The organism is Sulfitobacter sp. M05 (assembly GCF_029285175.1).
GTDB lineage: Bacteria > Pseudomonadota > Alphaproteobacteria > Rhodobacterales > Rhodobacteraceae > Sulfitobacter.
In genome coordinates, this window is record NZ_JABEDH010000001.1 from 818,293 (window position 1) to 843,743 (window position 25,451).

The window sequence follows — 25,451 nt, forward strand, 5'->3', positions numbered from 1 at the left end:
GGGCTATTGTTCCAACAATAAAGTCTGAAGGGCCGCACGGCGCGCCGTGTCCTCAAGGCCCAGCGCCCGCAAGGTGGCAAGGGCGTCGCGCAGTGCTTTGTCATTGCCCCTTGCACCGGTCTGCAACAAACGCAGCACGTCCAGAATGCTCTCGCCCAGACGTCCCTGTTTGACCATGGCCACCAGATCGGCGCGCGGCGCAGCATCTGAAAAGGCGTCATAGATCACACCATGGATAATGTCGGCAGGGCGCCCGGGTTTCATTTCGCCCAAGGCAACCTGGCTGGCCAGATCAGAGCGCAGCGCCCGCGCAGCGGCCTCTTCATAGGTGGGGGATAACAGCATGACGTCATAGGCGATGCGCGCGGGTTTACCCCTCAGTTTTACCTGCGAAAGCTGGGTCGCAAACAGCTCTGAAAATGCAACCGCAAGGCCGGCGCTTCGCATACGGTGCCAAACGGTTGGCAGGGTTTTGCTCACGGCTTCGGCGCTGCCTGATGCCAAGGCGGTTTCAAAGCGCTGCAGGGCCGACACCCGGTCCCACACCCCGCCTGAGGCGGCGGCCTTGCGTTCCGAGTAAAGCCCCAGCAGCCGGTTGTCGGGCAAGGCACCAGCACGTGTCAGGCGTTCTGCCGCCTCAAGCTGGGCCTTCCAGCCAACAAGATCACGCAGATCGGCCACCGCATAGGCGCGGGGTAGTTTTGTTGTATTCACCGGTTCACCGATGGTTTCGTAAAGCCGGAACATTAATGGAGTCATCTGTCGCGAAACGGGCAGGGGCGGCGCGCCTTCAAACCCTTCGGGATCGAGAAACCGTTCAAGCAAGGCCAATTGGTCCTTGGGCAACAGGCCCAGCGCCTTTGCTGTGCCAAAGGTCAATGCGGCATTTTCCCAGCGCCGCTCACGGGCATCGCAAAACACCCGCGTTCCGTAATTCCGTGTCAAATGCGGTGCGGCCGCCAGCTTGTCACAAGCGCGGTCTTCGGTGCCGGTCAATAAGCTGATTTGCATCCAAAGATCGAAATGCGCAGGTGATGTCGTCACGCCGGCCTGCTCGATCAGTGCCAATGCAGGATCAAGCGCGCCCAGCTGCATCAGTTTGCGCGCCCGCGCAATCGCAAGGGCATCACCGGCAGCGGTGCGGTTGCCCGGTGCCTGTGCTTCGGTCAGCAGGATGGTGTAGAGCAGGGATTGCGCCGCCGGCAAAACCAAGTCGGGCAGCTTGGCGATTTTTGTTTCCAGCTTACCGATGTCGCTGCCCTGCCACAGATCGGCAGGCAGACCGGTCACCCGTGGCGGCACCAGACCGATTTCGCGCGCACCGCTTTGGGTCAGGGGCTGTACCTCGACGTTGGGGGCCAGCGCTGTTTTGGCGACCGCAGGCTCGTCGATATTGCGCTTGGTTGCGGGCCGGCCATCATGTCCGCTTGGAGCGACGGGGGCAGGAGCCTGTGCAGAAGGCTGTCTATCAAGCCAGTCGATGACCGACAGCGGCCCTTGCGATTGGGCTGCTAGGGGCGTGGCAAGCAACATAACACAAGCACCGGAATAAAACCGGCACCGCAGTGTGTTTGCGCAAGATTGCGCCACTCAATCTACCCCCAGAGTCACGGGTTGGCGGATTTCCACCTGTACGGGAGCAAATTCAGCACCAAAGAATGGTCCCAGATAGGCAAATCCCACCAACGCCGCAAATCCCAGAATTAATAGGAAGATCAGCAGCTTAATTAATTTGCCCATGTAGAATGCCTGTCTTTTTTCACGAGAGTTATGCAATCTATATATGGCCTTTTCGGCAAGATCACGTCATTCAGATAAAAATGAACGAATTTGAGCAAACCATGGCCGATGACGGTAGGGCAACCGCCCGATACACCCTGAAGAAAACGGTTGTTCTTGTCGGGATGATGGGGGCGGGCAAGACGGCTGTTGGTCGCGCCGTGGCGGCCAGACTGGCGGCACCCTTTCTGGACAGTGACGCCGAGATTGAAGCCGCAGCCAATTTGAGTGTACCGGAGATATTCTCCCGCGACGGCGAGGCATTTTTTCGCAAACGCGAAGCCGAGGTGATTGCCCGCCTGCTGGACACCGAGAAATGTATCTTGTCGACGGGCGGCGGGGCGTTTCTGGCGCAGGCAAACCGCGAGGTGATCTCACAACGTGGTGTGTCGGTCTGGCTGAATGCTGATCTTGATCTGTTGTGGAACCGGGTCCGTCACAAGGACACCCGTCCTTTGCTGCGCACTCCAGACCCCAAGGCAACCCTGACCAGCCTTTTTGAGGCGCGGGTGCCGTTTTACAGTCAGGCCGACATCGCGGTTTCCTGTGATCCGGCGCTGAGTATTGATGCGATGGCCGTTCGGGTGATCGCGGCACTGGCTGAACGGCCTGATGTATTGGAGCCAAGTGATGGTTGAAACTGTTCATGTTGATCTGCCGGGCCGCGCCTATGACGTGGTGATCGGGCCTGATCTTCTGGCGCAGGCCGGGGCCTATGTCGCGCCGGTTCTGCACCGCCGCAGGGTGACCATTATCACCGATGATACGGTTGGTGACCTGCACCTTGCTGCCCTGAAGGAGGGGCTGGCAACATCCGGTATTTCGTCTGAAGCGCTGAGTTTGCCCCCCGGGGAAGCCACCAAATGCTGGACCCAACTGGAACATTGCGTCGACTGGTTGCTGTCGCAAAAGGTAGAGCGTAACGATGTTGTCATCGCCTTTGGTGGCGGTGTGATCGGCGACCTTGTTGGATTTGCCGCGGCCATCCTGCGCCGTGGTGTGCGGTTTGTGCAAATTCCAACCTCGCTTTTGGCGCAGGTTGACAGCTCAGTTGGCGGCAAGACCGGGATTAACGCCACACAGGGCAAGAACCTGATCGGGGCGTTTCACCAGCCCAGCCTTGTCTTGGCGGATACGGCGGTGCTGGGCACGCTGGCGGCCCGTGATTTTCTGGCCGGTTACGGCGAAGTTGTGAAATACGGGCTGCTGGGGGATGCGGCGTTTTTTGACTGGCTTGAAGAAAATGCCCCCACCATGGCCGCAGGGGATATGCAGGCGCGGATCAAGGCCGTGCGCCGTTCGGTCGAAATGAAGGCCGAGATCGTGGTGCGTGATGAGACAGAGCAGGGTGACCGTGCCTTGCTGAACCTTGGTCATACCTTTTGTCACGCGCTGGAGACGGCGACGGGCTATTCCGACCGGCTGTTGCATGGGGAAGGGGTGGCGATCGGCTGTGCCCTGGCGTTTGAACTTTCGGCACGGATGGGCCTTTGTGCGCAGGAAACACCCAGCCGTGTCCGCGCCCATCTGCGTGCCATGGGCATGAAGACCGACATTGCGGATATTGAGGGCGATTTGCCCGATGCCGAGGCGTTACTGGCGCTGATGGGGCAGGACAAAAAGGTTGTGGACGGACAGCTGCGGTTCATTCTGGCCCGTGGAATTGGTCAGGCATTTGTGACGTCGGATGTGCCGCGCGATGTTGTCTTAGGGGTGTTGAAAGACGCGCTGAAAGAGCGCTGTATCGCCTGACCGTAGAGCAGTCTCTGGTTATTAGATCGGAGGTTATAATCCGAAGAAAACCGACACTGTGATTCTAAATGCCTCCTGATAGGTCTCTGATATTACAGGCCTTTGGTTGCGATCAGTCCCGCCGGATCACCATTGCGAATTTGTCTTTCGATGAGAAACCAACGGATTCGTAAAAGCCGGTTGCGCCGCGCCCCTGACCGGTCATCAACATGACCTTGTAGGCATCCGCAGCCCATGCGGCATCTAGGGCCGCCTGCATCACTTGGCGGCCATACCCACGCCGCTGATGGCTGGCGCGCGTCACTACATTTTCAATCAGCCCATAGGGCCGCCCGTTCCACAGAACATTCGGCAACAGGTGCAGAGTCAGCATGGCGGCAAGGGCAGGACCGTCGAAGACCCCGATCACCTGTGTGCCGGGATGGGCCAATACAACGGCAAAGCCCGCCGTGCTAGTTGCAGGCGGGCCAACCGTAAGTTCATTGTAGAGGATCAGGGCCTCGGCCGCATCTGACGGTGTCAAAAGACGGACAGCCCCGCCCGTCATCAGAATGGGATCTCGTCGTCCAGATCGCGAGAGGATCCGCCGCCGCCACCACCTTGCGATGGGCCGCTGTCATATCCGCCGCCACCGCCGTAGTCACCACCACCGCCACCGTAATCGCCGCCGCCACCTTGGCCGCCACCATATCCACCGCCACCGCCTTGGCCGCCGCCACCTTGGCCACCGTCACGACCGTCCAGCATGGTCAGCGTGCCACCGTACCCTTGCAGAACAACTTCGGTAGAATAGCGGTCCGCACCGGATTGGTCCTGCCATTTGCGGGTTTGCAACTGGCCTTCGATATAAACTTTGGACCCTTTGCGCAGGTATTGTTCGGCGATACGAACCAGCCCTTCCTGAAAAATCGCAACAGAATGCCATTCGGTTTTTTCGCGGCGTTCGCCGGTGTTACGGTCTTTCCATGTTTCGGAGGTTGCAATGCGCAGGTTACAAACCTTGCCGCCATTCTGGAACGACCGCACTTCCGGGTCGCGGCCCAGATTACCGATCAAAATCACTTTGTTTACTGAGCCAGCCATGTTTTCCCTTGTCTGTCTGTAGGTCGCCCTTGGCGAATCCGCCAAGCCGCTTGGATCGGCATGTTATATCCGGCCTGCCGGCGCCGGACCATGGGTTTATGTGGTTGACGAAGGGTTGTCGGTGTCAGCGCTCAATTTTCCAGACAATCTAGTGCTGGCAGCACGCTTGATACCTGCTATAAGCGGCGCGAGGGAACGGGCACGGGTATCTTTGCAATGCGGAATTCAGGTGTTTTGGCGATGGTCGCATCGCTTGGGATCATCTTGGCAAATGGTCCTGTGCAAGCCGAGGTACTGTCTTCCAAGAACCGTACATCAATTTTTAAATCCCAGTCCAAACTGCTCGATAACAGGGCGTCCAAACAATATTCCGCCTCTGTCCGGCTAAAGCCGCCAACAGTAAGCACCCCGACAAAATGGGATGCCGTGGCGCTGCCGAAATACCGGGGCAAGTACAAAGGCCAGTTTCTGAGCATGGCCAAAGCCGCCGCCGCGCGCAACGGCGTGCCGGTTGATCTGTTTTTGCGGCTGGTCCAGCAGGAAAGCAACTGGAACGCCGCTGCTGTCAGCCACGCTGGGGCCATCGGGCTGGCGCAATTGATGCCGGGTACTGCACGTCTGTTGCGGGTAGATCCCAAAGATCCGGCGCAAAACCTTGAGGGCGGCGCGCGATACCTCAAGCAGCAATACAAGACCTTTGGGTCCTGGAAACTGGCGCTGGCCGCGTATAACGCGGGCCCCGGCGCGGTCAAGAAATACGGCGGCGTGCCGCCTTATAAGGAAACCCGTAATTACGTGCGCATCATCGGCGGCAACTGATTGCCTGCTTTTCTAACGGACCGAATTTATCCTATAGCGCCCGACCTTAAACATGAATCCCAATGCCCTGTCAGGCTGCGCGTTCTCGGGACATCGGGGATATGAAATACTACAGGTTAAAGATCAGACGCTTTAGCGGCTGACAAAACACTGTGGAACCTTTTAGGGCCTCCATCCGTTACCTTGTCAGACCGCGCGGCAGACCCTCTGCCGTGTCGGAGCAACGACAGAGGATGAAACACATGTTTGTTACGATGAAAAAATTGACCCTTGCCACAACAGTAAGCGTGATGGCGCTGGCGGGTACCGCGATGGCAGGCGACATGGACGGCGTATCAGAAATCCGCGTGTCCACCTCCTATGATGCAGCTCAGGATTCCAACGCGGCTGCGTATTTCCCCGAGATTGCGACCGATGTTCAGGTTGCGATCGCGAAATTGATCCCGAGCAGCGACAATGCCGCCGACCCGATCATCCGGGTGGATTTGCGCAAGGTTGCTTTGGACGGCGACACGATCCTGCCTGACACAGCCGAGTTCAACCAGCTGGAAGGTGTGGTCGCGATTGACACAAACACGGGCGAGGGCGGCCAAAGCTTTAAGGTTAATATCGTCGCAGCAACCGACATGACAGCTGTACCCGAAGGTTTCGTCGGCATCGCGCCGTCACCGGATGATTTCTATAACGCCATGGTCGAGGGTTTTGCGCTGAACGTGGCAGAGAGATACTCAACCCTGAATGATGCTGGTGCAAAATTGTCCAACTGATCAAACAGCGGTCCGAAACACCAAATGAATGAAAAACGCGGCCCCTTTTGCAGGGCCGCGTTTGGTTATTCTGCGGCGACGCCTATTTCGATCACAGGTTCCATTTGCGCCAGCTTTTCTTCAGAAAGATGGCATTTCATCTGGTGCCCATCGGCAATCATCCGGATCGGCGGCACCTCTTTTTCACACAGGCCACCGGGCACCTCCGACTTCCAACGGCAGCGGGTCTGGAACGGACAGCCCGACGGCGGATTCATCGCGGAAGGGATATCGCCTTCCAGTACGATGTGCTTTTTCTTTACTTTGGTGTCGGCAATCGGGACCGCAGACAACAGGGCCTCGGTGTAGGGGTGATAGGGCGGGCTAAACACCTGATCAGTTGATCCAAGTTCGACCACATGCCCCAGATACATAACCATCACGCGGTCACTCAGATAGCGTACAATCGAAAGATCATGGCTGATGAATAGCAAGGTCGTCTTCTGTTCACGCTGGATTTCCATCAACAGATCGGTAACCGCCGCTTGAACCGATACGTCCAGCGCGGACACGGGCTCATCCGCAACGACAATTCGGGCATCACCGGCAAAGGCACGGGCAATACCCACGCGCTGTTTTTGCCCGCCGGACAATTGGCGCGGCATCCGGTTGGCGAATTCACGCGGCAGCTTGACCAGATCCAAGAGTTCCAGCATCCGCTGCCAGCGTTCTTTTTCGGTGTTGCCGATTTTGAATATCTCAAGCGCGCGCACAATCTGGCGGCCCACGGTCATAGAGGGGTTCAAGGTGTCAAAGGGGTTTTGGAAGACCATTTGTACATCAGCCACATTCTGCGTGCTGCGATCATCAATGGCCACGTCCCCGATTTCCTGACCATCCAGCATGATCTGGCCCTCTGTGGCGGTTTCCAACCCCATCAAAACCTTGGCAAAGGTGGATTTGCCGCAGCCGGATTCACCAACAATCGCCAGTGTCTCGCTTTCGCGGGCTTCAAAGCTCAGTTCCTCATTCGCCTTGACCACTTTGGTGCTGCCGCCGCCAAACATCGCATTGGCCGCGACCTCGTAATATTTCTTTAACTTATCGATTTTCAACACGACATCGCCAACCGCGCCTTTGGATTTCACATCCGCCAGCTCAAGCGGCGCGTTCCAGTCGATTTCGTCAAATTTCAAACAGCGTGTGTGGTGGCGGTCGTTGCCCTTGATCGGCTGCATCAGAATTGCAGTCTGATCACAGCGCCCAGCCTCAAAGTAATCGCAGCGCGGCCCAAAATTGCAGCCCGGCGGGCGCTCATGCGGCAAAGGAAAGTTGCCGGGAATCGCCACCAGCGGGCGGGCGTTCTTATCCGCGCCGGGCAGGGGGATCGACCGGAACAGTGCCTGCGTATAGGGGTGCTGCATCTCGTCGAACACGTCTTCGATTGAACCGCGTTCCACCGCCTCGCCGGAATACATCACGCAAATCCGATCGCAGGTCTCCAACACCAGCCCGAGGTTGTGCGAGATGAACAGCATCGAGGTGCCGTATTTCTTGCCCAAATCCTTGACCAACTCGACCACCGCCGCCTCCACGGTGACGTCCAGTGCGGTTGTCGGCTCGTCCAGAATCAACAGCGATGGTTCCGACATCAAAGCCATCGCAATCACGATGCGCTGCTGTTGCCCACCCGAAAGCTGGTGCGGAAAGGAATTCAATATGCGTTTGGGATCCGGCAGTTTCACATCCGTGACAACCTGCAATGCCCGATCATAGGCGTCCTTTTCGTTCATGCCGGCGTGGATCATCGGCACTTCCATCAACTGCTTGCCAATTTTCATTGCCGGGTTCAGCGACGCCATCGGCTCCTGATAGATCATCGCAATTTCCGAACCACGAATATCGCGCAACTCGTCATCCGACATCTCGCCCAGATCACGCCCCTTGAACTTGATCGAGCCGCCGACGATGCGCCCGTTCTTGCCCAGATCCTGCATCACGCCCAGCGCCACAGTGGACTTTCCGCAACCGGATTCGCCAACCAGCCCCAGCGCCTCGCCCGGCATCACAGAGGCCGAGAAATCCATAACCGCGGGAATTTCCCTCAGCCGTGTAAAAAACGAGATCGACAGCTTGTCTATCTCAAGGATCGGCCCGTCATATGCTTCTTTAGCCATCGTCAACTCCCTTTCGACAAGGTCGCAACAGGGTGCGTTTCATCTTGCCTTTAAACTCCGGGGTCCGGGGCAGCGCCCCGAACCGTCCCTTCATCAGTCGCGCAGTGACTCTTCGCGCAGCCCGTCAGCCAGCAGGTTCAATCCCAGAACCAAGCTCAGCAAGGCCAACGCTGGCGCAATTGCGGCATGTGGATACAGGGCCAGCAGGCGGCGTCCCGCGTTGATTGTTGATCCCCAGTCAGGGCTTTCGCTTTCCAGCCCCAGACCAAAGAAGCCCAAGGTTCCCAAAAGGATCGTAGTGTAGCCGATGCGCAGACAGAAATCGACGATCAGCGGGCCGCGGGCATTGGGCAGGATTTCCCACAACATGATGTACCAAGGTCCCTCGCCACGGGTCTGGGCGGCCGCCACATAGTCGCGGGTCTTGATATCCAGCGCGAGGCCCCGCACGATCCGGAATACCGTGGGCGAGTTTACAAAAACCACGGCTACAAAAACCACCAGCACCCCATCGTCGATATCAAAACCGTCCAAAAACTCCGGCAGGCCCCAGACCTTATCCGGCACCGCATAGCCACCGGTTGAAATCAGCGACAGATAGAGCCAGCCTAAAACCCCCAGCACCCCGATCAACAATGGCGTACGCAAGGACGGCTGTGTATGAAAGCGCGAGTTCAGCAAAATACCGACGAAGATCAACGGAAAGACAAACAAAAAGATCGCCATATAGTTGGGAATGCCCGTCAGCACGATCTCTGGTGTCACCAGCAGATAAAACAGCAGGATCACCGGAAAGGCGAGGATCAGGTTGGCGAGAAAGGACAAACCGGTGTCAAGCTTACCGCCGTAATACCCTGCCGGCAGACCAAGGGTGATCCCCACCATAAAGGCAAAGATTGTGGCCATCGGTGCGATCTGCACCACCACCCAGGACCCCTTGATCAAGCGGCTGAACACGTCGCGGGCCAGATTGTCTCCCCCCAACAGGAACCATTGAAAGTCCCCGTCCTCGGCCCCCCTCAGGGGCGTACCGGGCAGTTTGTTCTTCATCCCCGAGGTCTGGCTTAGGCTGTCATGGGTGACCAACATGTCAAACACCCCGCCCATGATGCCGGTGAATACCCAGAACATCACAATGCCGAAACCGATCATCCCCACAGTGCTGTCAAACAGTTTGCCATAGAGGCCTAGCTTGCGCTTGTAGGTGATCGACACTGAAAAAGTCACGATCAGCGCGATCCAGACCGGCAGGAATTGGCGCGACATCGCCCCAAAGATACCAGCCCCGGATCCCATAACGATCCCGGCAATCAGATAGACCAGCACAAGAGCCAGCGCTGCAAGGAACAGGTATCCGGTGATCATATTGATAAATCCGGACACCCCCTTGTCTGCGGCCAGCGTGCCGTCAGCACTTACTGCGCGGCTATCTGTTGACGGCACCAGCGAGGCCAGTATCGAAATCGCAATGGACAGGATCAAAAGCCCGACCACGAAATAAAAAATATAGTTGAGCCCTGAAAGTGAGCCCGTCCATGTCAAAGGTTCCATGTGCGTGCCCTCCCTCAGGAAATACGAATGCGGGGATTAAGATAAACATAGCCGATGTCAGATATCAGCTGTGTCACCAGAACCACGGCGACCGATACAACCGATACCGCCAGTAGTAATTCGATGTCGTTATTGCCGGCCGCCTGCACCAGAAGCCAACCAAACCCCTTGTAGTTAAACAGGGTTTCAACAATCACCACGCCATTCAACAACCACGGGATTTGCAGCATGATCACCGTAAATGGCGCGATCAAGGCATTCCGCAGCGCATGTTTCAGGACGATATCAGAGAATTTCACCCCCTTCAGCCGCGCGGTGCGGATATATTGCGCCGTCATCACCTCCGCCATCGAGGCACGGGTCATGCGCGCGATATAGCCCATGCCATAAAGCGAAATTGTCAGCACCGGCAAAAAGAAGTTCCAGAAGTTGGCGTCTTTCATTGCCGAGGTGGCAGAGCCCAGAAACAGGGTTTTGCCGTCAATCCATCCCAGATCAGCCAGGATCGGCGACAGGCCAAATTTCGACGAGGCCAGTACCGCGATAAAGATCACACCGGAGACATATTCAGGTGTGGCCGTCGTCGCGATTGAGAATGTTGAAAGCGAGCGGTCCAGCTTTGACCCCTCGCGCATCCCCGCCAGAACACCGACAATCAATGCCGAAGGCACCATCAGCAGCAAAACACAAAGCATCAGCTTGCCGGTCAGGGCCAAGCGCGTGGCCACCGTTGAACCAACCTCATCCTTAAAGACCGTTGAGAACCCCCAGTCGCCTTGGATGACACCGCAGCGTGTGCGTCGGTCCGCTTCGGGTGTGTCCGCGTCAAAACAGCGGCCAAATGTTGTGCCGTCTTCTTTTTCGGTGACCCAACCGGGCATCACACCCAGCCATTGGCCAAACTTGACGGGCAGGGGCTGTAAGTACCCCCGGTCGTCCAGATACGAGGTCACAGCCTCGTCTGACATACGAAAGTTGCCTTGTGTCTTCGCCAGTTTTTCGAGATTCGGATAAAGATTGGTCAGCCAGAACACGATGAACGTCAGGCAAAGTGCCGTCAGCAACATCACGCCCAGCCGGCGCAAGATGAAAATTCCCATGTAGTGCCCCTGTTGGTGGCCAGACGGGGTTTTCCCCGCCCGTATTGTGCTGCCTTATGGCCGGCTATTAATTTAGAAAGCCCGAAAGCTTTGGTGTTAGAAAAGATGCTGGTGTCGGAGGTCCCCCTTTACACAGTGCTGCTACAATCCGGCTTTTGGCCAGTGTTTCCGCTGCCCAGTGTTTCCGCTGCATCGCCTCTCCCCTACAGACCCATGAGGGCACAGGTTGGCGACCAAGGTCAATGTCTGCTACCGCCGATTTGTAGTAATTTTGCGACATTTCCATCAGCCAAAAACGACACGCCTTAACGGAGGTATTTACTGAGGTCGCTCCGACTTGCCGCGTAGGTTACTTGGTGACTGGCCCGTATGTTGTTGAATAAAACGGGTAAAATAGGCCGCAGAACCAAACCCAAGCGACGCCGCGATCTGTTTGGCCGGATGGGATGTCTCGGCCAGCAGCCGCCGCGCGTCGTGCAGCACACGTTCAGTCAAAATGTCGGCAGCGGTTTTGCCTGTGGCGGCTTTGATCGCGCGGGTCAGGTGGGTGGGCGTGACCCCCAGTGTCTTGGCATAGACGGACATTGCCTCGCCGCTGCGGTAGTGCTGTGACACCATAGTGCAAAACCGCCCACTTAGGCGCTGTGCCGCGGTGCGCCGCTCTAGCGTGTGGATCTCGTCCAGTATCTGGCGGCGCAGCCAGACCGACATCAGACTTGCGTGCCCCTCAAGAGCGTCCTGGCGCAAGGGGCGGTGGCCTTGATCCTCGCGCAGCCCTGACTCGATGAGGCCGGTTAGTTCCGATTGCGCCTGGACTTCGCGGATACGCAGATGGCGGGGAATTTCAGGCAGTCGCAAGTCTGTTGCGACGGGCAACAGCACCACATGGCCGATACTCTGGCGGCCCAAATCCATCGAGAAAAGCGCCCCCGCCGGGACGAACAGGGCGTTATGTGCGCCAATGCCACGCCTGATCCCGTCGAGCAGAACCCGCCCCTGTCCACGTGTCACCCAGATCAGCACATGGCAGTCCAGATCATGGGCCAATTGACGGTACCATTCGCCGCCCTGCGAAAACTGGGCCAGGGTCTGAAATTGGATTTCTGTCGTGTCAACCAGCATGAAATAATGGATAACCACAATATTTCAGCGGGTAAACCGGATAATTTTCTTGAAAAAGATCGCTAATCGACAACTCAATCCGGTGTCACTCTGTGCCAATCGGCCATCTTGTTGCGCATCCATGTGCGCTGTCGCTTGGCAAACCGGCGGGTGGCGATGACCGCTTGGGTGCGGGCCTCGTCCAAAGTGATCTGCCCGTCCAGATGCGCCATCAATTCGGGGACGCCAATGGCGCGATGGGCCGGAAGGGATGGATCATATGCCGGGCGTACCGCCTCCGCCTCGGTCAAGGCCCCCTGTTCCAGCATGATGTCAAACCGCTGTGCGATGCGTGCGTTCAGCCATTCTTTGTCGACGTCGAACACGATCGGATGGCAGGCGGCAAGCGGCAAGGTCGCAGGGCCGGTCGTATCCTGCCATGAGGCAAGCCCGCGGCCCGTGGCGCTTAACACTTCCCAGGCGCGCTGCGCTCTGGCGCGGTTCTGTGTGTCGATCCGCGCAAGGGTTTGTGGATCAAGGGCAGCCAGCAGGGCCTCCAGCGGCATCTTATCGCCTTGGGCGCGGATTTCCGGCGGGGTTTGCGGTATTTCGGCAAGGCCCTTGGTCAGAGCCGCAAAGTAAAGCCCGGTCCCGCCAGTGATGATCAGCCGTTCATCCCGAGACAGTAAGGCCTGCACTTCGCGCAGCCAATGCCCCGTTGAATAGGTTTCTTGTGCATTAATATGGCCATAGAGCGCGTGGGGGGCTTGTGATTCTTCTTCAAGGCTGGGGCGGGCGGTGATCACGCGCCAGCAGTCATAAACCTGCGACGCATCGGCATTCACAATCACCCCGCCTTGCCGGGCCGCAACCTCCAGTGCCAATGCGGATTTACCGCTGGCGGTTGGGCCTGCAATTAAAACGTGTTTTTCCGGGTCAATATCGCGGATTGCGGTAGGCAGAGCGCTGGATACCTGCATTTCTTGACCAACCCCTCTTAGTGCGCATTGAAACTGCTCTCTATTTGGGACAGTTTGCGCGAAATTGAAACACCCCTCCCGAAAGGTGCCCCCATGACCGCAATTCCCTCAGAAGCGAGCTTTGATCGCGTGATGTTGAAAATCTCAGGGGAGGCCTTGATGGGAGATCAGGGATTTGGGTTGCATCCGCCCACTGTCGAACGGATCGCCCGTGAAGTGCAAAGCGTTCATAGTCTGGGCGTCGAGATTTGTATGGTTATCGGGGGCGGCAACATTTTCCGCGGCCTGCAAGGCAGTGCGCAGGGCATGGAGCGTACCACAGCGGATTATATGGGCATGTTGGCAACCGTGATGAACGCGCTGGCGATGCAATCTTCGCTGGAAGGTCTGGGCATCCACACCCGTGTCATTTCCGCCATCACGATGAACGAGGTGGCAGAGCCCTATATCCGCCGCCGTGCGGTGCGCCATCTTGAGAAAAAACGAGTCTGCATCTTTGCAGCTGGCACCGGCAACCCCTATTTTACCACGGATACCGCAGCGACCCTGCGGGCCAATGAAATGTCGTGCAGTGCGATTTTCAAAGGCACCAAGGTGGACGGGGTTTATGACAAGGATCCGGCCAAGTTCTCGGATGCCAAACGCTATGACACGGTCAGCTATGACGATGTTTTGCAGAAACGACTGGGCGTTATGGATGCCTCGGCGATTGCCCTCGCGCGGGACAACAACCTGCCGATTATTGTTTTCTCGCTGGATGAACCGGGCGGTTTCCGCGGCATTTTGGCAGGCGAAGGCACCTATACACGGGTGCAAGGCTAGGTCAGGGACGGTATCAAGGCGTCTGGTGTTTTTGATACCGATTTTCTATACCGTTAACCAAGCCTAAATATAGCGTCGATAAACGCATCAAGACCACGGGGACCGACCACATGTCAGACGATTTTATGCTGGACACAGACGACCTTGAGCGCCGTATGAACGGGGCCATTGCCGCGCTTAGAACGGAATTTGCTTCTTTGCGCACCGGGCGCGCTTCGGCGTCGATGCTGGAACCGGTGATGGTGGATGCCTATGGGTCCATGACGCCAATCAATCAGGTCGGTACCGTCAACGTACCCGAACCGCGCATGGTCACGATCAATGTTTGGGACAAGGCTTTGGTTGGTAAGGTTGAAAAGGCCATCCGCGAAAGTGGTCTTGGCATTAACCCACAGCTGAACGGCACAATCATCATGTTGCCGATTCCCGAATTGAACGAAGAGCGGCGCACCCAGTTGACCAAAGTTGCGGGTTCATACGCAGAGAATGCCCGAGTTTCTATGCGCAACATTCGACGTGACGGGATGGACCAGATCAAAAAGGCCAAGGCAGACGGCATGTCTGAGGACGATCAGAAAATCTGGGAGTCCGAAATGCAGGAATTGACCGACAAGTTCACCAAACTGGTGGATGAACAGCTTGAAGCCAAACAAGCCGAGATTATGCAGGTCTGAGGTCAGCCCCAGCCGTTTTCAGCCCTACCGCGTCCGCCACGAACAGACGCGATCCCGCCACATCAACGGAGCGAACCGCCACTATGACCGACATCTCTGGCACATCAGACGATAAGGTTGACGGCTGTCCGCGGCATGTGGCGATCATCATGGATGGGAATGGCCGATGGGCAACCCAGCGCGGGCGGCCGCGTTTGTTTGGGCATCACGCTGGTGCCCGCAGGGTGCGTGAAATTGTTCAGGCCTGCCCGGATTTTGGTGTCAAATACCTGACGATATTTGCTTTTTCCACCGAGAATTGGAAGCGCACCCAGGTTGAGGTCGCTGGCCTGATGAGCCTGTTTCGCCGGTATATCACCAAAGAAACCCGCCACCTGAGCGAACAGGGCGTGCGCGTGCGCTTTATCGGTGACCGCTTGCGACTGGACGACAAACTGATCCGGTTGATGAATGACTTAGAAGAGGCAACGGCGCATAACGACAAGGTTAATCTGACGATTGCGATTAACTATGGTGGCCGTGACGAGGTGGCGCGCGCCACTCAGCGTCTTGCACAGGATGTGGCGGACGGGCGGCTTGATCCGGCCAATGTGGATGAAGAAACGCTGCCAAGGTATTTGGATACATGTGTTTTACCTGATCCCGATCTTGTCATCCGTACCAGCGGCGAAGCCCGGATTTCGAACTTTCTGCTGTGGCAGTCCGCCTATGCGGAATATGAATTCATCGACACGCTCTGGCCTGATTTCAGTCGCGAAGAATTTGGCGCGCTCTGTGCCTCTTATGGCGGGCGCGACCGACGTTTTGGCGCGGTCAAAACATGAGCGGGAACAAGGTGAGCCGGAACAATGGGTAATTCTGTGAAAAATTGGTCCGACCTGAAGGCCCGCGTTGGCGCAGGGATCGCGATGGTGGCGATTGGGTTGATTGGCATCGCTTTTGGCGGGCACCTGTTTCACCTGCTTGTCGGGGTGATTTGCGGGTTGATGGTCTGGGAACTGGTTGGAATGCTGCGCCCGGGCGTTCGCCATCAGCAGTTGCAGATGGGTGCATTGGCGGGCGTGGTGGTGTTCACCGCACCTTATCTGCCGATCTGGTTGACCTTGGTGCTGTTCATCGCGGTTGTCGCCTTCGGGGTCTGCCAGCTTGCTGCGCATCAACGGGTGTTCGCGGCCTTTGCCGGGATGATCCTGTTGGCGGGGCTTTCGCTTATGTATTTGCGCGATACCTTCGGGTTTGGCTGGGAAATGTGGCTGGTACTTGTGGTTGTCGTCACGGATGTTGCCGGTTATTTCGCGGGCCGGATGTTTGGTGGGCCGAAAATCTGGCCGGCCATTAGCCCGAAAAAGACATGGTCCGGCACGGTTGCGGGTTGGATCGGGGCCGCAATCGTCGGGTTGCTGTTCTCGATCAACACCGGTGTCGGCATTCAGTTAGTGATTATTTCTGTTTTGATCGCAATGGCTTCGCAGCTGGGCGATGTGGCGGAATCTGCGTTGAAGCGCAAGATGGGCGTTAAGGACAGCTCAACTTTGATCCCTGGGCATGGGGGACTGATGGACCGGTTTGACGGCATGTTGGGTGCTGCGCTTTTTCTGTTGTTGGCCGCTCCGTTTATCGGCCTTTCCGCAGGCGTCAACTGATCCATGCGGCGCGTCAGCGTCTTAGGGGCCACCGGGTCCATTGGACAAAACACCCTTGATCTGATTGCCCGTGCGCCAGAAGCCTATGAGGTGGTGGCGCTGACCGGTGCGGGGAACATTGCCCAGCTTGCAAAAGACGCCATGGCCTTGCGGGCCGAAATTGCCGTCACTGCCCATGATCACCTGTTGGATGATTTACGCGCGGCCCTTGCCGGATCAGGGGTCGAAGCCGCCGCCGGGGAGGTGGCCATCGTCGAGGCGGCGACACGTCCGGCAGATTGGACCATGTCGGCGATTGTCGGCGCAGCGGGCTTGGCACCGGGGATGGCGGCGCTGGCGCAGGGCGGAACGCTCGCACTGGCAAATAAAGAGTCCCTGGTCTGTGCCGGGCAGCTGGTGCTGGAAACGGCGCAGGCCAATGGCACCCGAATTCTGCCCGTAGATTCCGAACACTCCGCCATTTTTCAGGCTCTGATTGGCGAAGAGATCACAGCCGTCGAACGGATCATCATCACCGCCAGCGGCGGCGCCTTTCGCGACTGGCCGCTGGCAAAGCTGGCTGAGGCAACCTTAGATCAGGCTTCAAGCCATCCCAATTGGGACATGGGTCAGCGGATCACCATTGACAGTGCTTCTATGTTTAATAAGGCGATGGAAGTCATTGAAACCCGTGAATTTTTCGGAGTTGAGCCGGAGAAGATAGAGGTTATCGTTCACCCACAATCCATGGTTCATGCTTTGGTCGGGTTTCAGGACGGCGCCCTGATGGCGCATGTTGGGCCGGCGGATATGCGCCATGCGATCGGCTTTGCGCTGCACCACCCCGCACGCCAACATCTGCCGGTCGAACGGCTTGATCTGGCGGCCATCGGCAATTTCGAATTTCGCGCCCCTGACGCGCAACGCTGGCCCGCGTTGCGCCTTGCCCGCGAGACGATGCAGGCCGGAGGAATGATGGGGGCGGTGTTCAATGCGGCCAAGGAAACCGCGCTGGACGGGTTCATCGCAGGACGCATTAACTTTGTGCAGATGGCCGAGGTGGTTGAGGACACGTTAACCCTCTTTGACGCGTCAGGCGGTCATATTGCTGCCACCATGACCCTTGATAACGTGCTGGAAATAGACCATTTGGCACGTAAGGCGGCACGCGGCGCCATTGACAAAAGAGCAGGGTAGAATTTTGGATATTGTTGGGCTGATACCGCAATTTGGCGGGCTAATCTGGACTTTGTTGGCGTTTGTCATCGCGCTTTCGGTGATTGTCGCAATCCACGAATATGGCCACTACATTGTAGGCCGCTGGTGCGGGATTAAGGCGGATGTGTTCTCGCTGGGGTTCGGGCCGGTAATCTGGTCAGGCATGGATAAACGCGGCACCAAATGGCAAATCGCCGCCCTGCCATTTGGCGGATATGTCAAGTTTGCGGGTGATGCCAACGCAGCCTCTGGCAAAGACGAAGCAGTGATGGCGGCAGTGGCGGAAAACCCGAAAGCGGCGCGCCACACCATGCACGGTGCGCCACTTTGGGCGCGGGCGGCTACCGTCGCCGCAGGGCCGGTGTTCAACTTTGCACTGTCGATCCTGATTTTCTTTGGCGTTGCTCTTGGCACAGGGGTGGCACGGGATCCTTTGACTGTTGGCGACATGCGCGTCTTGCCGCAGGGCGCTGGCGGCCTGCAGGCCGGCGATGAAATCGTCGCGGTCGAAGGCAGCGCCATCCCAAAGAGTGATCCCGCCTATAGTGATTTTATCGACAGCCTGCCCAAAACCCCGATGCTGTCATACGATGTGCGACGCGACGGGCGCCAGGTATCGGTGGACGGGCCGTATCTGTTGCCGCCGGTTGTCTTGCAGGTCGTGCCACAATCTGCTGCCATTTCTGCCGGTCTGGCGGCTGGTGATGTGATCACTGGGATCGACGGCACGTCGATCTATGCCTTTGACGAATTGAAAGCCGCGGTTGAATCTTCGGACGGGGCACCTTTGGCGCTTGATGTCTGGCGGGATGGGGAGGCGCTGGCCTTTACCATGACGCCCAAAGTGGTGGACGAACCACAGGATGACGGCACATTCAAACGCGCGTTACGTATCGGCATCGCCGGCGGGATGGCCTTTGACGTGGCCACCGACACGCCCAGCATCGGCATGGCCTTGTCTGGCGGCGTGCAGAACACATGGCGCATCATCACCGGGTCCTTGTCCGGTCTGCGTGAAATGATCATCGGCAATATCAGCACCTGTAACCTGAGCGGGCCGGTTGGCATTGCCCAGACCTCCGGCGCGATGGCCAGTCAGGGTGCGCAATCCTTCATCTATTTCATTGCTGTTCTCAGCACCGCAGTGGGGCTGTTGAACCTGTTTCCGATCCCGGCGCTGGATGGCGGGCATCTGACCTTCTTTGCCTATGAGGCGGTGACGGGCAAACCGCCAAGCGATAAAGCGCTTCGCGTGTTGATGACAATCGGTCTGACGCTGGTGCTGTGCTTGATGGTCTTTGCATTAGGGAATGATCTGTTCTGCCCATAACGGCGAAAGACGGGCAGGGCGCAGCCGCGCGCCAAAGAAAATTTAGGAATTGGGGAGGGATTGAATGAAAGTTTCTGTGCTTTGCCACTGTTTCGCCACATTTCGTCAAAATCGTGCCGTAAAGGCTTGCTAGGTACAATCCAACGAAAAGGATTGGACAGATGCAAACGTTTCAAAGTTCTTATCGCGGCCTGAGCCTTTTGATGGCGCTTAACTGGGACCGTGTTCTTTATGTCGGCACCATCGCTGCAGCCTTGGCAGCGAGCGCGTATCTCGCTGCGCTCTGATTTTCTTCAAACCCACAGCATGATGTTTTTGCGGACCACCGCATGGCAGGATGTAGTGGGTTTTTCCATTTCCGGGTTTTGACAATCCCGCCCGGCTGCCGTACTCAGAAACCCAATGAAGTCTAACGATTGGGTTGAAACCATGAGACTGAGCACGTGGGGCGCAGTGCCTTTCCATCAGGTAAAAACATCGACATTTGGCAAGCTTGCACGCAGTGCCTCGGTTTGCGCATTGTTATCAGTGGCTTGGGTGGCGACTTCGGTGCCGGTTCAAGCGCAGCAATATCAATTCAGTTCTGTTAAAATTGACGGCAACAACCGGATTGGCGATGCGGCCATTCTGCGCAGCGCAGGAATCAGCCGCGGCCAGCCGGTCAGCGGCGGTCAGCTGAATGATGCCTATCAGAAATTACAAAACTCCGGGCTGTTCGAAAGCGTCGAGATCACCCCGCGCGGCAATACGCTGGTAATTAGCGTGGTCGAACTGCCGACGTTGAACCGTGTACGGTTTGAAGGCAACAAGCGGATCAAGGATGCCGCACTGGAACAATTGATCGGGTCAACCGAACGGCGCGTGTTCAATCCGTCTCAGGCCAAGGCGGATGCCGCGGCCATCGCAGAGGCCTATAGCTCGGAGGGCCGGATCGCCGCCCGCGTCCAGCCCCGCATCATCCGCCGTGATCAGAACCGTGTCGATCTGGTGTTCGAAATCTTCGAAGGCGATAATGTCGAAATCGAACGGCTGAGTTTTGTCGGAAACCGGAAATATTCCGATCGGCGTCTGCGCCGGGTGCTTGGCACCAAACAAGCCGGTTTTTTCCGCCGTCTTGTGAAGCGTGACACCTTTCGTGAGGGGCAGGTCGACCTAGACAAACAGCTGTTGCGGGATTTCTATCTGTCGCGCGGTTACGTCGATATGCGCACAACAGCCGTGAACGGCGAGTTGACCGAAGAACGCGATGGTTTCTTTGTCTCTTACAACATCACCGAAGGTCAGCAGTTCAAGTTCGGGGCGGTATCTGTAAAGTCCGAAATGCCGAATGTGGATGCCGAGACTTATCGCAAAATCGTCAAGATTCGCCCTGGTGTGATTTACTCTCCTACGCTGATCGAGACGGATATCGCCCGTCTTGAACGTCAGGCGATCAGGGATGGTGTGGATTTCCTGCGGGTCGAGCCGCAAATCAGTCGGAACGACCGCGATCTCACTTTGGACGTGACCTATGTCATCAGCCGCGGTCCGCGGGTTTTTGTTGAGCGGATTGATATCGAAGGCAATACAACAACATTGGACCGGGTGATCCGGCGTCAGTTTGACAGTGTTGAAGGTGATCCATTCAACCCGCGTGAAATTCGTCAGGCCGCGGAACGTATCCGGGCGCTGAACTACTTCGAGACAGCTGAGGTGAATGCACGCGAAGGATCGAGCGGCGAACAGGTTGTGGTGGATGTGGATGTGGTCGAGAAGCCAACCGGTTCATTGAACTTTGGCGGATCGTTCTCCAACAACGACGGCATTGGCGTCGCGGTCAGCTTTGCCGAGGAAAACTTCCTTGGGCGGGGGCAAAAACTGTCCCTGTCGGTATCCACCGCCGAGGATGCAACGCGCTACGGGATCAACTTTGTTGAGCCGGCCTTGCTCGGGCGTGATCTGGCCTTTGGTCTGAACGTTGATTATGCGGAAACCAACTCCAGCTTTGCCAGCTATGACACCGAACGGTTGATCATTCAGCCTTCCCTGTCGTTCCCGGTCAGCGAAAACGGGCGGTTGTCGTTGCGCTATACTGCGGAACAGATTGACCTGTTGGCACGCGATCCAGCCGTTAATGGATTGACCATCGGCGGCGATATTGCAGCTGATGCGCAGATTTCATCGTCTATCGGGTATGAATACACCTATGACACCCGGCGCACCGGGCTGGATCCAACAGCGGGCGTCTTGTTCCAGTTCAGCCAAGATTTCGCGGGTCTGGGCGGGGACAGCAAATACATCAAAACGGTTGCCAAGGTCACTGGTGAGAAACGCGTCTTTAACGAAGATGTAACCCTGCGTGCGACCCTCGAAGGCGGGGCGCTGGCATGGCAGGAGGGCACCAATCGCGTTGTGGATCGTTTCCTGCTGGGACCATCGATCATTCGTGGTTTTGAGCCGGGTGGTATTGGACCACGCGACACCAGCGGCACAGCGAACGACCCCTTGGGCGGCAACCTTTATGTTGCGGCGCGGTTCGAGGCGGAGTTCCCGCTGGGCTTGCCAGAAGAATACGGGATCTCCGGTGGCGTGTTTTATGACGTTGCCAACCTATGGGATCTGGATGACGTGAACCTGAACGGCGGGAATATTCAGGGCGAATCCGGATCATTCCGCCATGTCGTCGGTGTATCCCTGTTCTGGAGCACGCCGGTGGGGCCATTGCAGTTCAACTTCTCCAAGGCGCTCAAAAGCGAAGATTTTGACGAAGAGCAATCTTTCGAGATCACGCTGCGCACCCAATTCTAAAGATGCTGTGCGGGATGCGTTCCCTTGTTTTTGCGCTGGCTCTGATCGGGCCGGCGCAATTTGCGTCGGGGCCAGCGGCCTTTGCTCAGCAAGCCACCAGCGAGCCGCCCTTGAATCGCGGCACGATCGTCAGTCCGGTGTTGACCATTGATACCGATCGTTTGTTTCGTGACAGCGATTTTGGCAAGCGTGTTGTCGCGGAGGTTGAGGCCACCGGGACGAAGTTGGCGATCGAGAACCGCAGGATCGAGGCGGATTTGGAGGCCGAGGAAAAGCGGCTTACGACGGTGCGCACAACAATGGAACCTGATGCGTTTCGCGCGCTGGCCAATGCCTTTGACGAGAAGGTTCAGCAAACCCGTTCAGAACAGGCAGCGAAGAGCCGTGCGTTGAATGCACGGCTGGATCAGGAACGCGAGATATTCGAACGCGCCGCCTTGCCAGTGCTGGAGCAATTGATGCGCAAATCAGACGCGGCGGTGATCCTTGATCTGCGCGCGGTTTTCGTCAGCGCCTCGGCAATCGAGATCACAGATGACGCCATTGCCCTGTTGAATGAAACATTGGGCAGCGGCACCGAGTAAGAGCCACGCTTGCCCGACTGTGGCGAAGTTGATAGCTCTAGAAAACGCCTCAAGACACCAAAGGACATGACATGAGCGAGACCCCAAGCGACACACTTTTGCGCGCTGACATCCAAATGATTCAGCGCATTCTGCCGCACCGCTATCCGTTTCTGTTGGTCGACAAGGTGGAAGAGATCAACGGCACGCAATCCTCGGTTGGTTACAAGAACGTCACCATGAACGAGCCGCATTTTCAGGGCCATTTCCCGGGCACGCCAATCATGCCCGGCGTCACTATTGTCGAGGCCATGGCCCAGACCGCCGGCGTGATGGTTGGTGTTGCTCTGGAACAGATGGACAAAGAGATGCTGATTTACTTTATGTCCATCGACAACTGCAAATTCCGCCGCAAAGTGGTGCCTGGCGATGTGCTGCGCATGGACCTGAAGACAGTGCGCGGCAAACCCGGTGGCAAGATCTGGAAGTTCTCCGGTGTTGCCACGGTTGAGGGCGAGATGGCGGCAGAAGCCGAGTTTATGGCCATGCTGGATTTGCCGAAATGAGCAATATCCACCCCTCTGCGGTGATCGAAGCGGGGGCACAGATTGACGCCTCTGCCAAGGTTGGACCGTTCTGTGTTGTCGGGCCCGATGTGGTGCTGAATGCCGATGTCGAGTTGAAAAGCCACGTGGTTGTCACAGGTCACACCGAAGTTGGTGCTGGCACGGTGATTTTCTCCTTTGCAGTGGTTGGCGAAATTCCGCAGGATTTGAAATTCAGGGGCGAGGCCAGCCGCCTTGTCATTGGCCAGCGCAACCGTATTCGCGAACATGTCACAATGAACTGTGGCACAGAAGGCGGTGGTGGGCTGACTCAGATCGGTGATGACTGTCTGTTTATGGCAGGGTGTCACGTGGCGCATGATGCGGTGATCGGGAACCGCGTGATCGTGGTCAATTCCGTAGCTGTGGCCGGTCATTGTATCATCGAGGATGATGTGATCATTGGCGGGCTATCCGGAATTCACCAGTTCGTCCGTATCGGCAAAGGGGCGATTATCGGGGCTGTGACCATGGTGACAAATGACGTGATTCCCTATGGTCTGGTGCAGGGGCCGCGTGGCGATCTGGACGGGCTAAACCTTGTTGGATTGAAACGGCGCGGTGTTGCGCGCGGTGACATTACGGCGTTGCGGGCGGCCTTTCAGATGCTGGCGCAAGGTGAGGGAACGTTCCATGACCGCGCTGTGCGGCTGGGGGATGAAACCGAAAGCGACTATGTCCGCGAGATCGTCGATTTTGTTACGGCTGAAACTGGCCGTCATTTCCTGACGCCGAAATGACGCTGGCGCTGATCACAGGGCGCGGACGTTTGCCCGCAGAAGTTGCCGCCGCGCAGGAAGTGGCACCATTGGTCTGTGCCTATGAGGGCATGTTGCCGGATGTTCTTGGGGTTGATCTGACCTTCCGGTTGGAAACTCTAGGCTCGCTATTGGTGGCGTTGGGGGAACGCGGAGTCACGCGGGTGTGTTTCTGCGGGGCAATTGATCGGCCTGCCTTGGACCCCTCCAAGCTGGATAGTGAGACCTTGCCGCTGGTACCCTTGTTTCAAAAGGCGATGGCGGCAGGAGATAACGGCGCCTTGCGGGTGTTGAAGGAGATTTTCGAACAGACCGGTTTCGACGTTGTTGGCGCTGACACGTTGCTGCCTGATCTGGTGGCGGAACAGGGCATGTTGTCCGAAGCCTGGCCAGATGCGCAAATGCGCCGGGATGCTGCGCGCGGCGAAGAGGTGCTGGCCGGGTTGGCACCGTTGGATATCGGTCAGGCCTGTGTGATCGGTGCCGGTCAGGTGTTGGGTGTCGAGACGATGGGGGGCACGGATCACCTGTTGGCGAGTTTGCCTGCGCAAACCGCTGGCCGGCGGGCGATCCTGTGCAAAGGCCCGAAGATTGGCCAGATCAGAGAGATTGACCTTCCGACAATTGGACCGGCGACACTCGAGGCGGCCCATGCGGCGGGACTGGCCGGTGTTGTGGTGGACGAGGGGGACGTGATCATTCTGGATGCTGCACGCTGTACAGAGCTGGCAGATAAATACGGTCTGGTGCTTTGGGCGCGCCGCGGCGGGGCGGCGTGAGAGTCTTCATCCTTGCCGGCGAACCTTCGGGGGATAAGCTGGGCGGGGCGCTGATGGCAGGGTTGAAGGTGCTGAGACCCGATGTGACATTTGAGGGCATCGGCGGCCCTATGATGATGGCCGAAGGCCTGGACAGCCGGTTTGACATGTCCGAGCTGAGCGTGATGGGATTGGCCGAGATTTTGCCGAAGTACCGCGCATTAAAAGCGCGGATCAATGAAACGGCAGCAGCTGTGATTGCGATGCAGCCCGACGTGTTGATTACCATCGACAGTCCTGATTTTTCTTTGCGGGTGGCACGGCAGGTTAAGGAAAAGAGTGCCATCAGATCTGTGCATTACGTGGCACCGACGGTTTGGGCGTGGCGCCCGGGGCGCGCCGAGAAAATGGCCCGGTTTGTGGATCAGGTTCTGGCCCTGTTGCCGTTCGAGCCCCCCTATATGGAAGCGGCGGGAATGCGGTGTGATTTTGTCGGCCATCCGGTGGTGGCCGAGCCAGTGGCGTCAACAACAGAGGCTGCGGCGTTTCGCGCCCGTCATGGTCTTGGCAATGCGCCGCTGCTTCTTGTTTTGCCGGGGTCACGTCAAAGTGAGGTGGCGCGGTTGGGGCCAGTGTTCCAGCAAGTGGTGGCGCGTCTGGTGCGCGACAGGCCCGAAATACGGGTGGTGATCCCGGCGGCGGCCCCCGTAGTGGGCGCGATCAGGCGGCTGGTGCAAAACTGGAGCGTACCGCCGGTGGTTTTGAACCCGTTGGACCGGGACGTGGCCGATCCACTGGCCGAAAAACGTGCGGCATTCCTGGCCGCAGATGTGGCATTGGCGGCTTCCGGTACGGTATCTTTGGAACTTGCGGCCAGCGCGACACCTATGGTGATTGCCTATGACATGAACTGGATCAGCCGTCAGGTTATCGGGCGGATGGTCAAGGTGGATACGGTGACGCTGGTCAATCTGGTGTCTGACACGCGCGCGGTACCTGAGTTTGTCGGTGCCAATTGCCGGCCCGGACCGATTGCGCAGGCTGTGCTGGGCGTTTTGGATGCACCGGAAGCGCAAAAAGAGGCAATGGCGCTGAGTATGCAGCGGCTGGGGCAGGGAGGGGAAGCCCCGGGACTGCGTGCCGCGCGGGCAGTGCTTGACGGATTGTCGGAAAATTGACGCGCCAAGGCGCGACATGATCAATATGTTGAGGGCGCTGCCCTCAAA

General features: G+C 57.5%; 26 protein-coding genes. 17 read left to right on the forward strand and 9 right to left on the reverse strand.

From position 1 onward, the window contains the following. Positions 1–3 precede the first annotated feature (3 nt). Positions 4–1,533, reverse strand: coding sequence for a hypothetical protein (locus HKX44_RS04115; protein ID WP_276150025.1), 1,530 nt, complete (start codon positions 1,531–1,533; stop codon positions 4–6). 57 nt (positions 1,534–1,590) lie between these two features. Continuing rightward, positions 1,591–1,740: a hypothetical protein gene (locus HKX44_RS04120; RefSeq protein WP_276150026.1), complete on the reverse strand. Its 150-nt coding sequence runs from the start codon at positions 1,738–1,740 to the stop codon at positions 1,591–1,593. An 80-nt stretch (positions 1,741–1,820) separates the two neighbouring features. On the opposite strand from HKX44_RS04120, the gene HKX44_RS04125 reads away from it, so the two are divergent. Next, complete coding sequence (locus tag HKX44_RS04125; protein WP_276150027.1) at positions 1,821–2,417, forward strand: shikimate kinase; 597 nt, start codon at positions 1,821–1,823, stop codon at positions 2,415–2,417. Continuing rightward, positions 2,410–3,531 (forward strand): 3-dehydroquinate synthase, encoded by a 1,122-nt coding sequence (gene aroB / locus HKX44_RS04130; protein WP_276150028.1) that lies wholly within the window; start codon positions 2,410–2,412, stop codon positions 3,529–3,531. The genes HKX44_RS04125 and aroB overlap by 8 nt, the downstream gene beginning before the upstream one ends. 112 nt (positions 3,532–3,643) lie before the next feature. Here aroB and HKX44_RS04135 read toward each other — a convergent pair whose 3' ends face one another. Both HKX44_RS04135 and ssb read right to left on the reverse strand, forming a co-directional pair. Further along, positions 3,644–4,078, reverse strand: a complete 435-nt coding sequence (locus HKX44_RS04135) for a GNAT family N-acetyltransferase (RefSeq protein WP_276150029.1) — start codon at positions 4,076–4,078, stop codon at positions 3,644–3,646. Next, positions 4,078–4,614, reverse strand: coding sequence for a single-stranded DNA-binding protein (gene ssb / locus HKX44_RS04140; RefSeq protein WP_276150030.1), 537 nt, complete (start codon positions 4,612–4,614; stop codon positions 4,078–4,080). Before ssb ends, HKX44_RS04135 begins: the two co-directional genes overlap by 1 nt. Before the next feature lie 216 nt (positions 4,615–4,830). Here ssb and HKX44_RS04145 point away from each other — a divergent pair, with 216 nt between their 5' ends. Next, positions 4,831–5,433 carry a lytic transglycosylase domain-containing protein gene (locus HKX44_RS04145; protein ID WP_276150031.1) on the forward strand — a complete coding sequence of 201 codons (603 nt, stop codon included), beginning with the start codon at positions 4,831–4,833 and terminating at the stop codon, positions 5,431–5,433. A 242-nt stretch (positions 5,434–5,675) separates the two neighbouring features. Beyond that, complete coding sequence (locus HKX44_RS04150; RefSeq protein WP_276150032.1) at positions 5,676–6,200, forward strand: hypothetical protein; 525 nt, start codon at positions 5,676–5,678, stop codon at positions 6,198–6,200. 65 nt (positions 6,201–6,265) lie between these two features. Here the strand turns inward: HKX44_RS04150 and HKX44_RS04155 are convergent, their stop codons facing one another. The 5 genes from HKX44_RS04155 to miaA all read right to left on the reverse strand — a co-directional run bounded on the left by HKX44_RS04155 (position 6,266) and on the right by miaA (position 13,088). Next, positions 6,266–8,356, reverse strand: coding sequence for an ABC transporter ATP-binding protein (locus tag HKX44_RS04155; protein ID WP_276150033.1), 2,091 nt, complete (start codon positions 8,354–8,356; stop codon positions 6,266–6,268). A gap of 93 nt (positions 8,357–8,449) precedes the next feature. Further along, the gene (locus HKX44_RS04160; protein ID WP_276150034.1) at positions 8,450–9,907 is read right to left on the reverse strand and encodes an ABC transporter permease; all 1,458 of its coding nucleotides are present in this window, start codon (positions 9,905–9,907) and stop codon (positions 8,450–8,452) included. A gap of 14 nt (positions 9,908–9,921) precedes the next feature. Then, positions 9,922–11,007, reverse strand: coding sequence for an ABC transporter permease (locus HKX44_RS04165; protein ID WP_276150035.1), 1,086 nt, complete (start codon positions 11,005–11,007; stop codon positions 9,922–9,924). A 318-nt stretch (positions 11,008–11,325) separates the two neighbouring features. Next, positions 11,326–12,147, reverse strand: coding sequence for an AraC family transcriptional regulator (locus tag HKX44_RS04170; protein WP_346348385.1), 822 nt, complete (start codon positions 12,145–12,147; stop codon positions 11,326–11,328). 56 nt (positions 12,148–12,203) lie between these two features. After that, complete coding sequence (gene miaA, locus HKX44_RS04175) at positions 12,204–13,088, reverse strand: tRNA (adenosine(37)-N6)-dimethylallyltransferase MiaA (RefSeq protein WP_276150037.1); 885 nt, start codon at positions 13,086–13,088, stop codon at positions 12,204–12,206. Positions 13,089–13,181: 93 nt separating this feature from the next. On the opposite strand from miaA, the gene pyrH reads away from it, so the two are divergent. The 13 genes from pyrH to lpxB all read left to right on the forward strand — a co-directional run bounded on the left by pyrH (position 13,182) and on the right by lpxB (position 25,403). Next, the gene (gene pyrH, locus HKX44_RS04180; protein WP_276150038.1) at positions 13,182–13,910 is read left to right on the forward strand and encodes a UMP kinase; all 729 of its coding nucleotides are present in this window, start codon (positions 13,182–13,184) and stop codon (positions 13,908–13,910) included. A gap of 110 nt (positions 13,911–14,020) precedes the next feature. Continuing rightward, complete coding sequence (frr, locus tag HKX44_RS04185; protein ID WP_276150039.1) at positions 14,021–14,584, forward strand: ribosome recycling factor; 564 nt, start codon at positions 14,021–14,023, stop codon at positions 14,582–14,584. Positions 14,585–14,667: 83 nt separating this feature from the next. Next, positions 14,668–15,408, forward strand: coding sequence for a polyprenyl diphosphate synthase (gene uppS, locus HKX44_RS04190; protein ID WP_276150040.1), 741 nt, complete (start codon positions 14,668–14,670; stop codon positions 15,406–15,408). A gap of 24 nt (positions 15,409–15,432) precedes the next feature. Next, entirely contained in the window at positions 15,433–16,227 is a 795-nt protein-coding gene (locus HKX44_RS04195) for a phosphatidate cytidylyltransferase (RefSeq protein WP_276150041.1), read from the forward strand. Between the two features lie 3 nt (positions 16,228–16,230). Next, positions 16,231–17,403, forward strand: coding sequence for a 1-deoxy-D-xylulose-5-phosphate reductoisomerase (gene dxr, locus HKX44_RS04200; RefSeq protein WP_276150042.1), 1,173 nt, complete (start codon positions 16,231–16,233; stop codon positions 17,401–17,403). A gap of 4 nt (positions 17,404–17,407) precedes the next feature. Continuing rightward, a complete protein-coding gene (gene rseP, locus HKX44_RS04205; protein WP_276150043.1) occupies positions 17,408–18,754 on the forward strand; it encodes an RIP metalloprotease RseP in 1,347 nt (448 codons plus the stop codon). 161 nt (positions 18,755–18,915) lie between these two features. Then, complete coding sequence (locus tag HKX44_RS04210; protein ID WP_276150044.1) at positions 18,916–19,041, forward strand: hypothetical protein; 126 nt, start codon at positions 18,916–18,918, stop codon at positions 19,039–19,041. A 142-nt stretch (positions 19,042–19,183) separates the two neighbouring features. Then, positions 19,184–21,541, forward strand: coding sequence for an outer membrane protein assembly factor BamA (gene bamA, locus HKX44_RS04215; protein WP_276150045.1), 2,358 nt, complete (start codon positions 19,184–19,186; stop codon positions 21,539–21,541). A 14-nt stretch (positions 21,542–21,555) separates the two neighbouring features. After that, the gene (locus HKX44_RS04220; RefSeq protein ID WP_276150046.1) at positions 21,556–22,125 is read left to right on the forward strand and encodes an OmpH family outer membrane protein; all 570 of its coding nucleotides are present in this window, start codon (positions 21,556–21,558) and stop codon (positions 22,123–22,125) included. A gap of 71 nt (positions 22,126–22,196) precedes the next feature. Further along, positions 22,197–22,670, forward strand: coding sequence for a 3-hydroxyacyl-ACP dehydratase FabZ (gene fabZ, locus HKX44_RS04225; protein ID WP_276150047.1), 474 nt, complete (start codon positions 22,197–22,199; stop codon positions 22,668–22,670). Continuing rightward, positions 22,667–23,449 (forward strand): acyl-ACP--UDP-N-acetylglucosamine O-acyltransferase, encoded by a 783-nt coding sequence (gene lpxA, locus HKX44_RS04230; RefSeq protein ID WP_276150048.1) that lies wholly within the window; start codon positions 22,667–22,669, stop codon positions 23,447–23,449. The genes fabZ and lpxA overlap by 4 nt, the downstream gene beginning before the upstream one ends. Beyond that, the gene (lpxI, locus tag HKX44_RS04235; RefSeq protein ID WP_276150049.1) at positions 23,446–24,246 is read left to right on the forward strand and encodes a UDP-2,3-diacylglucosamine diphosphatase LpxI; all 801 of its coding nucleotides are present in this window, start codon (positions 23,446–23,448) and stop codon (positions 24,244–24,246) included. Before lpxA ends, lpxI begins: the two co-directional genes overlap by 4 nt. Then, the gene (gene lpxB / locus HKX44_RS04240) at positions 24,243–25,403 is read left to right on the forward strand and encodes a lipid-A-disaccharide synthase (protein WP_276150050.1); all 1,161 of its coding nucleotides are present in this window, start codon (positions 24,243–24,245) and stop codon (positions 25,401–25,403) included. Before lpxI ends, lpxB begins: the two co-directional genes overlap by 4 nt. The last annotated feature ends 48 nt before the right edge of the window (positions 25,404–25,451 follow it).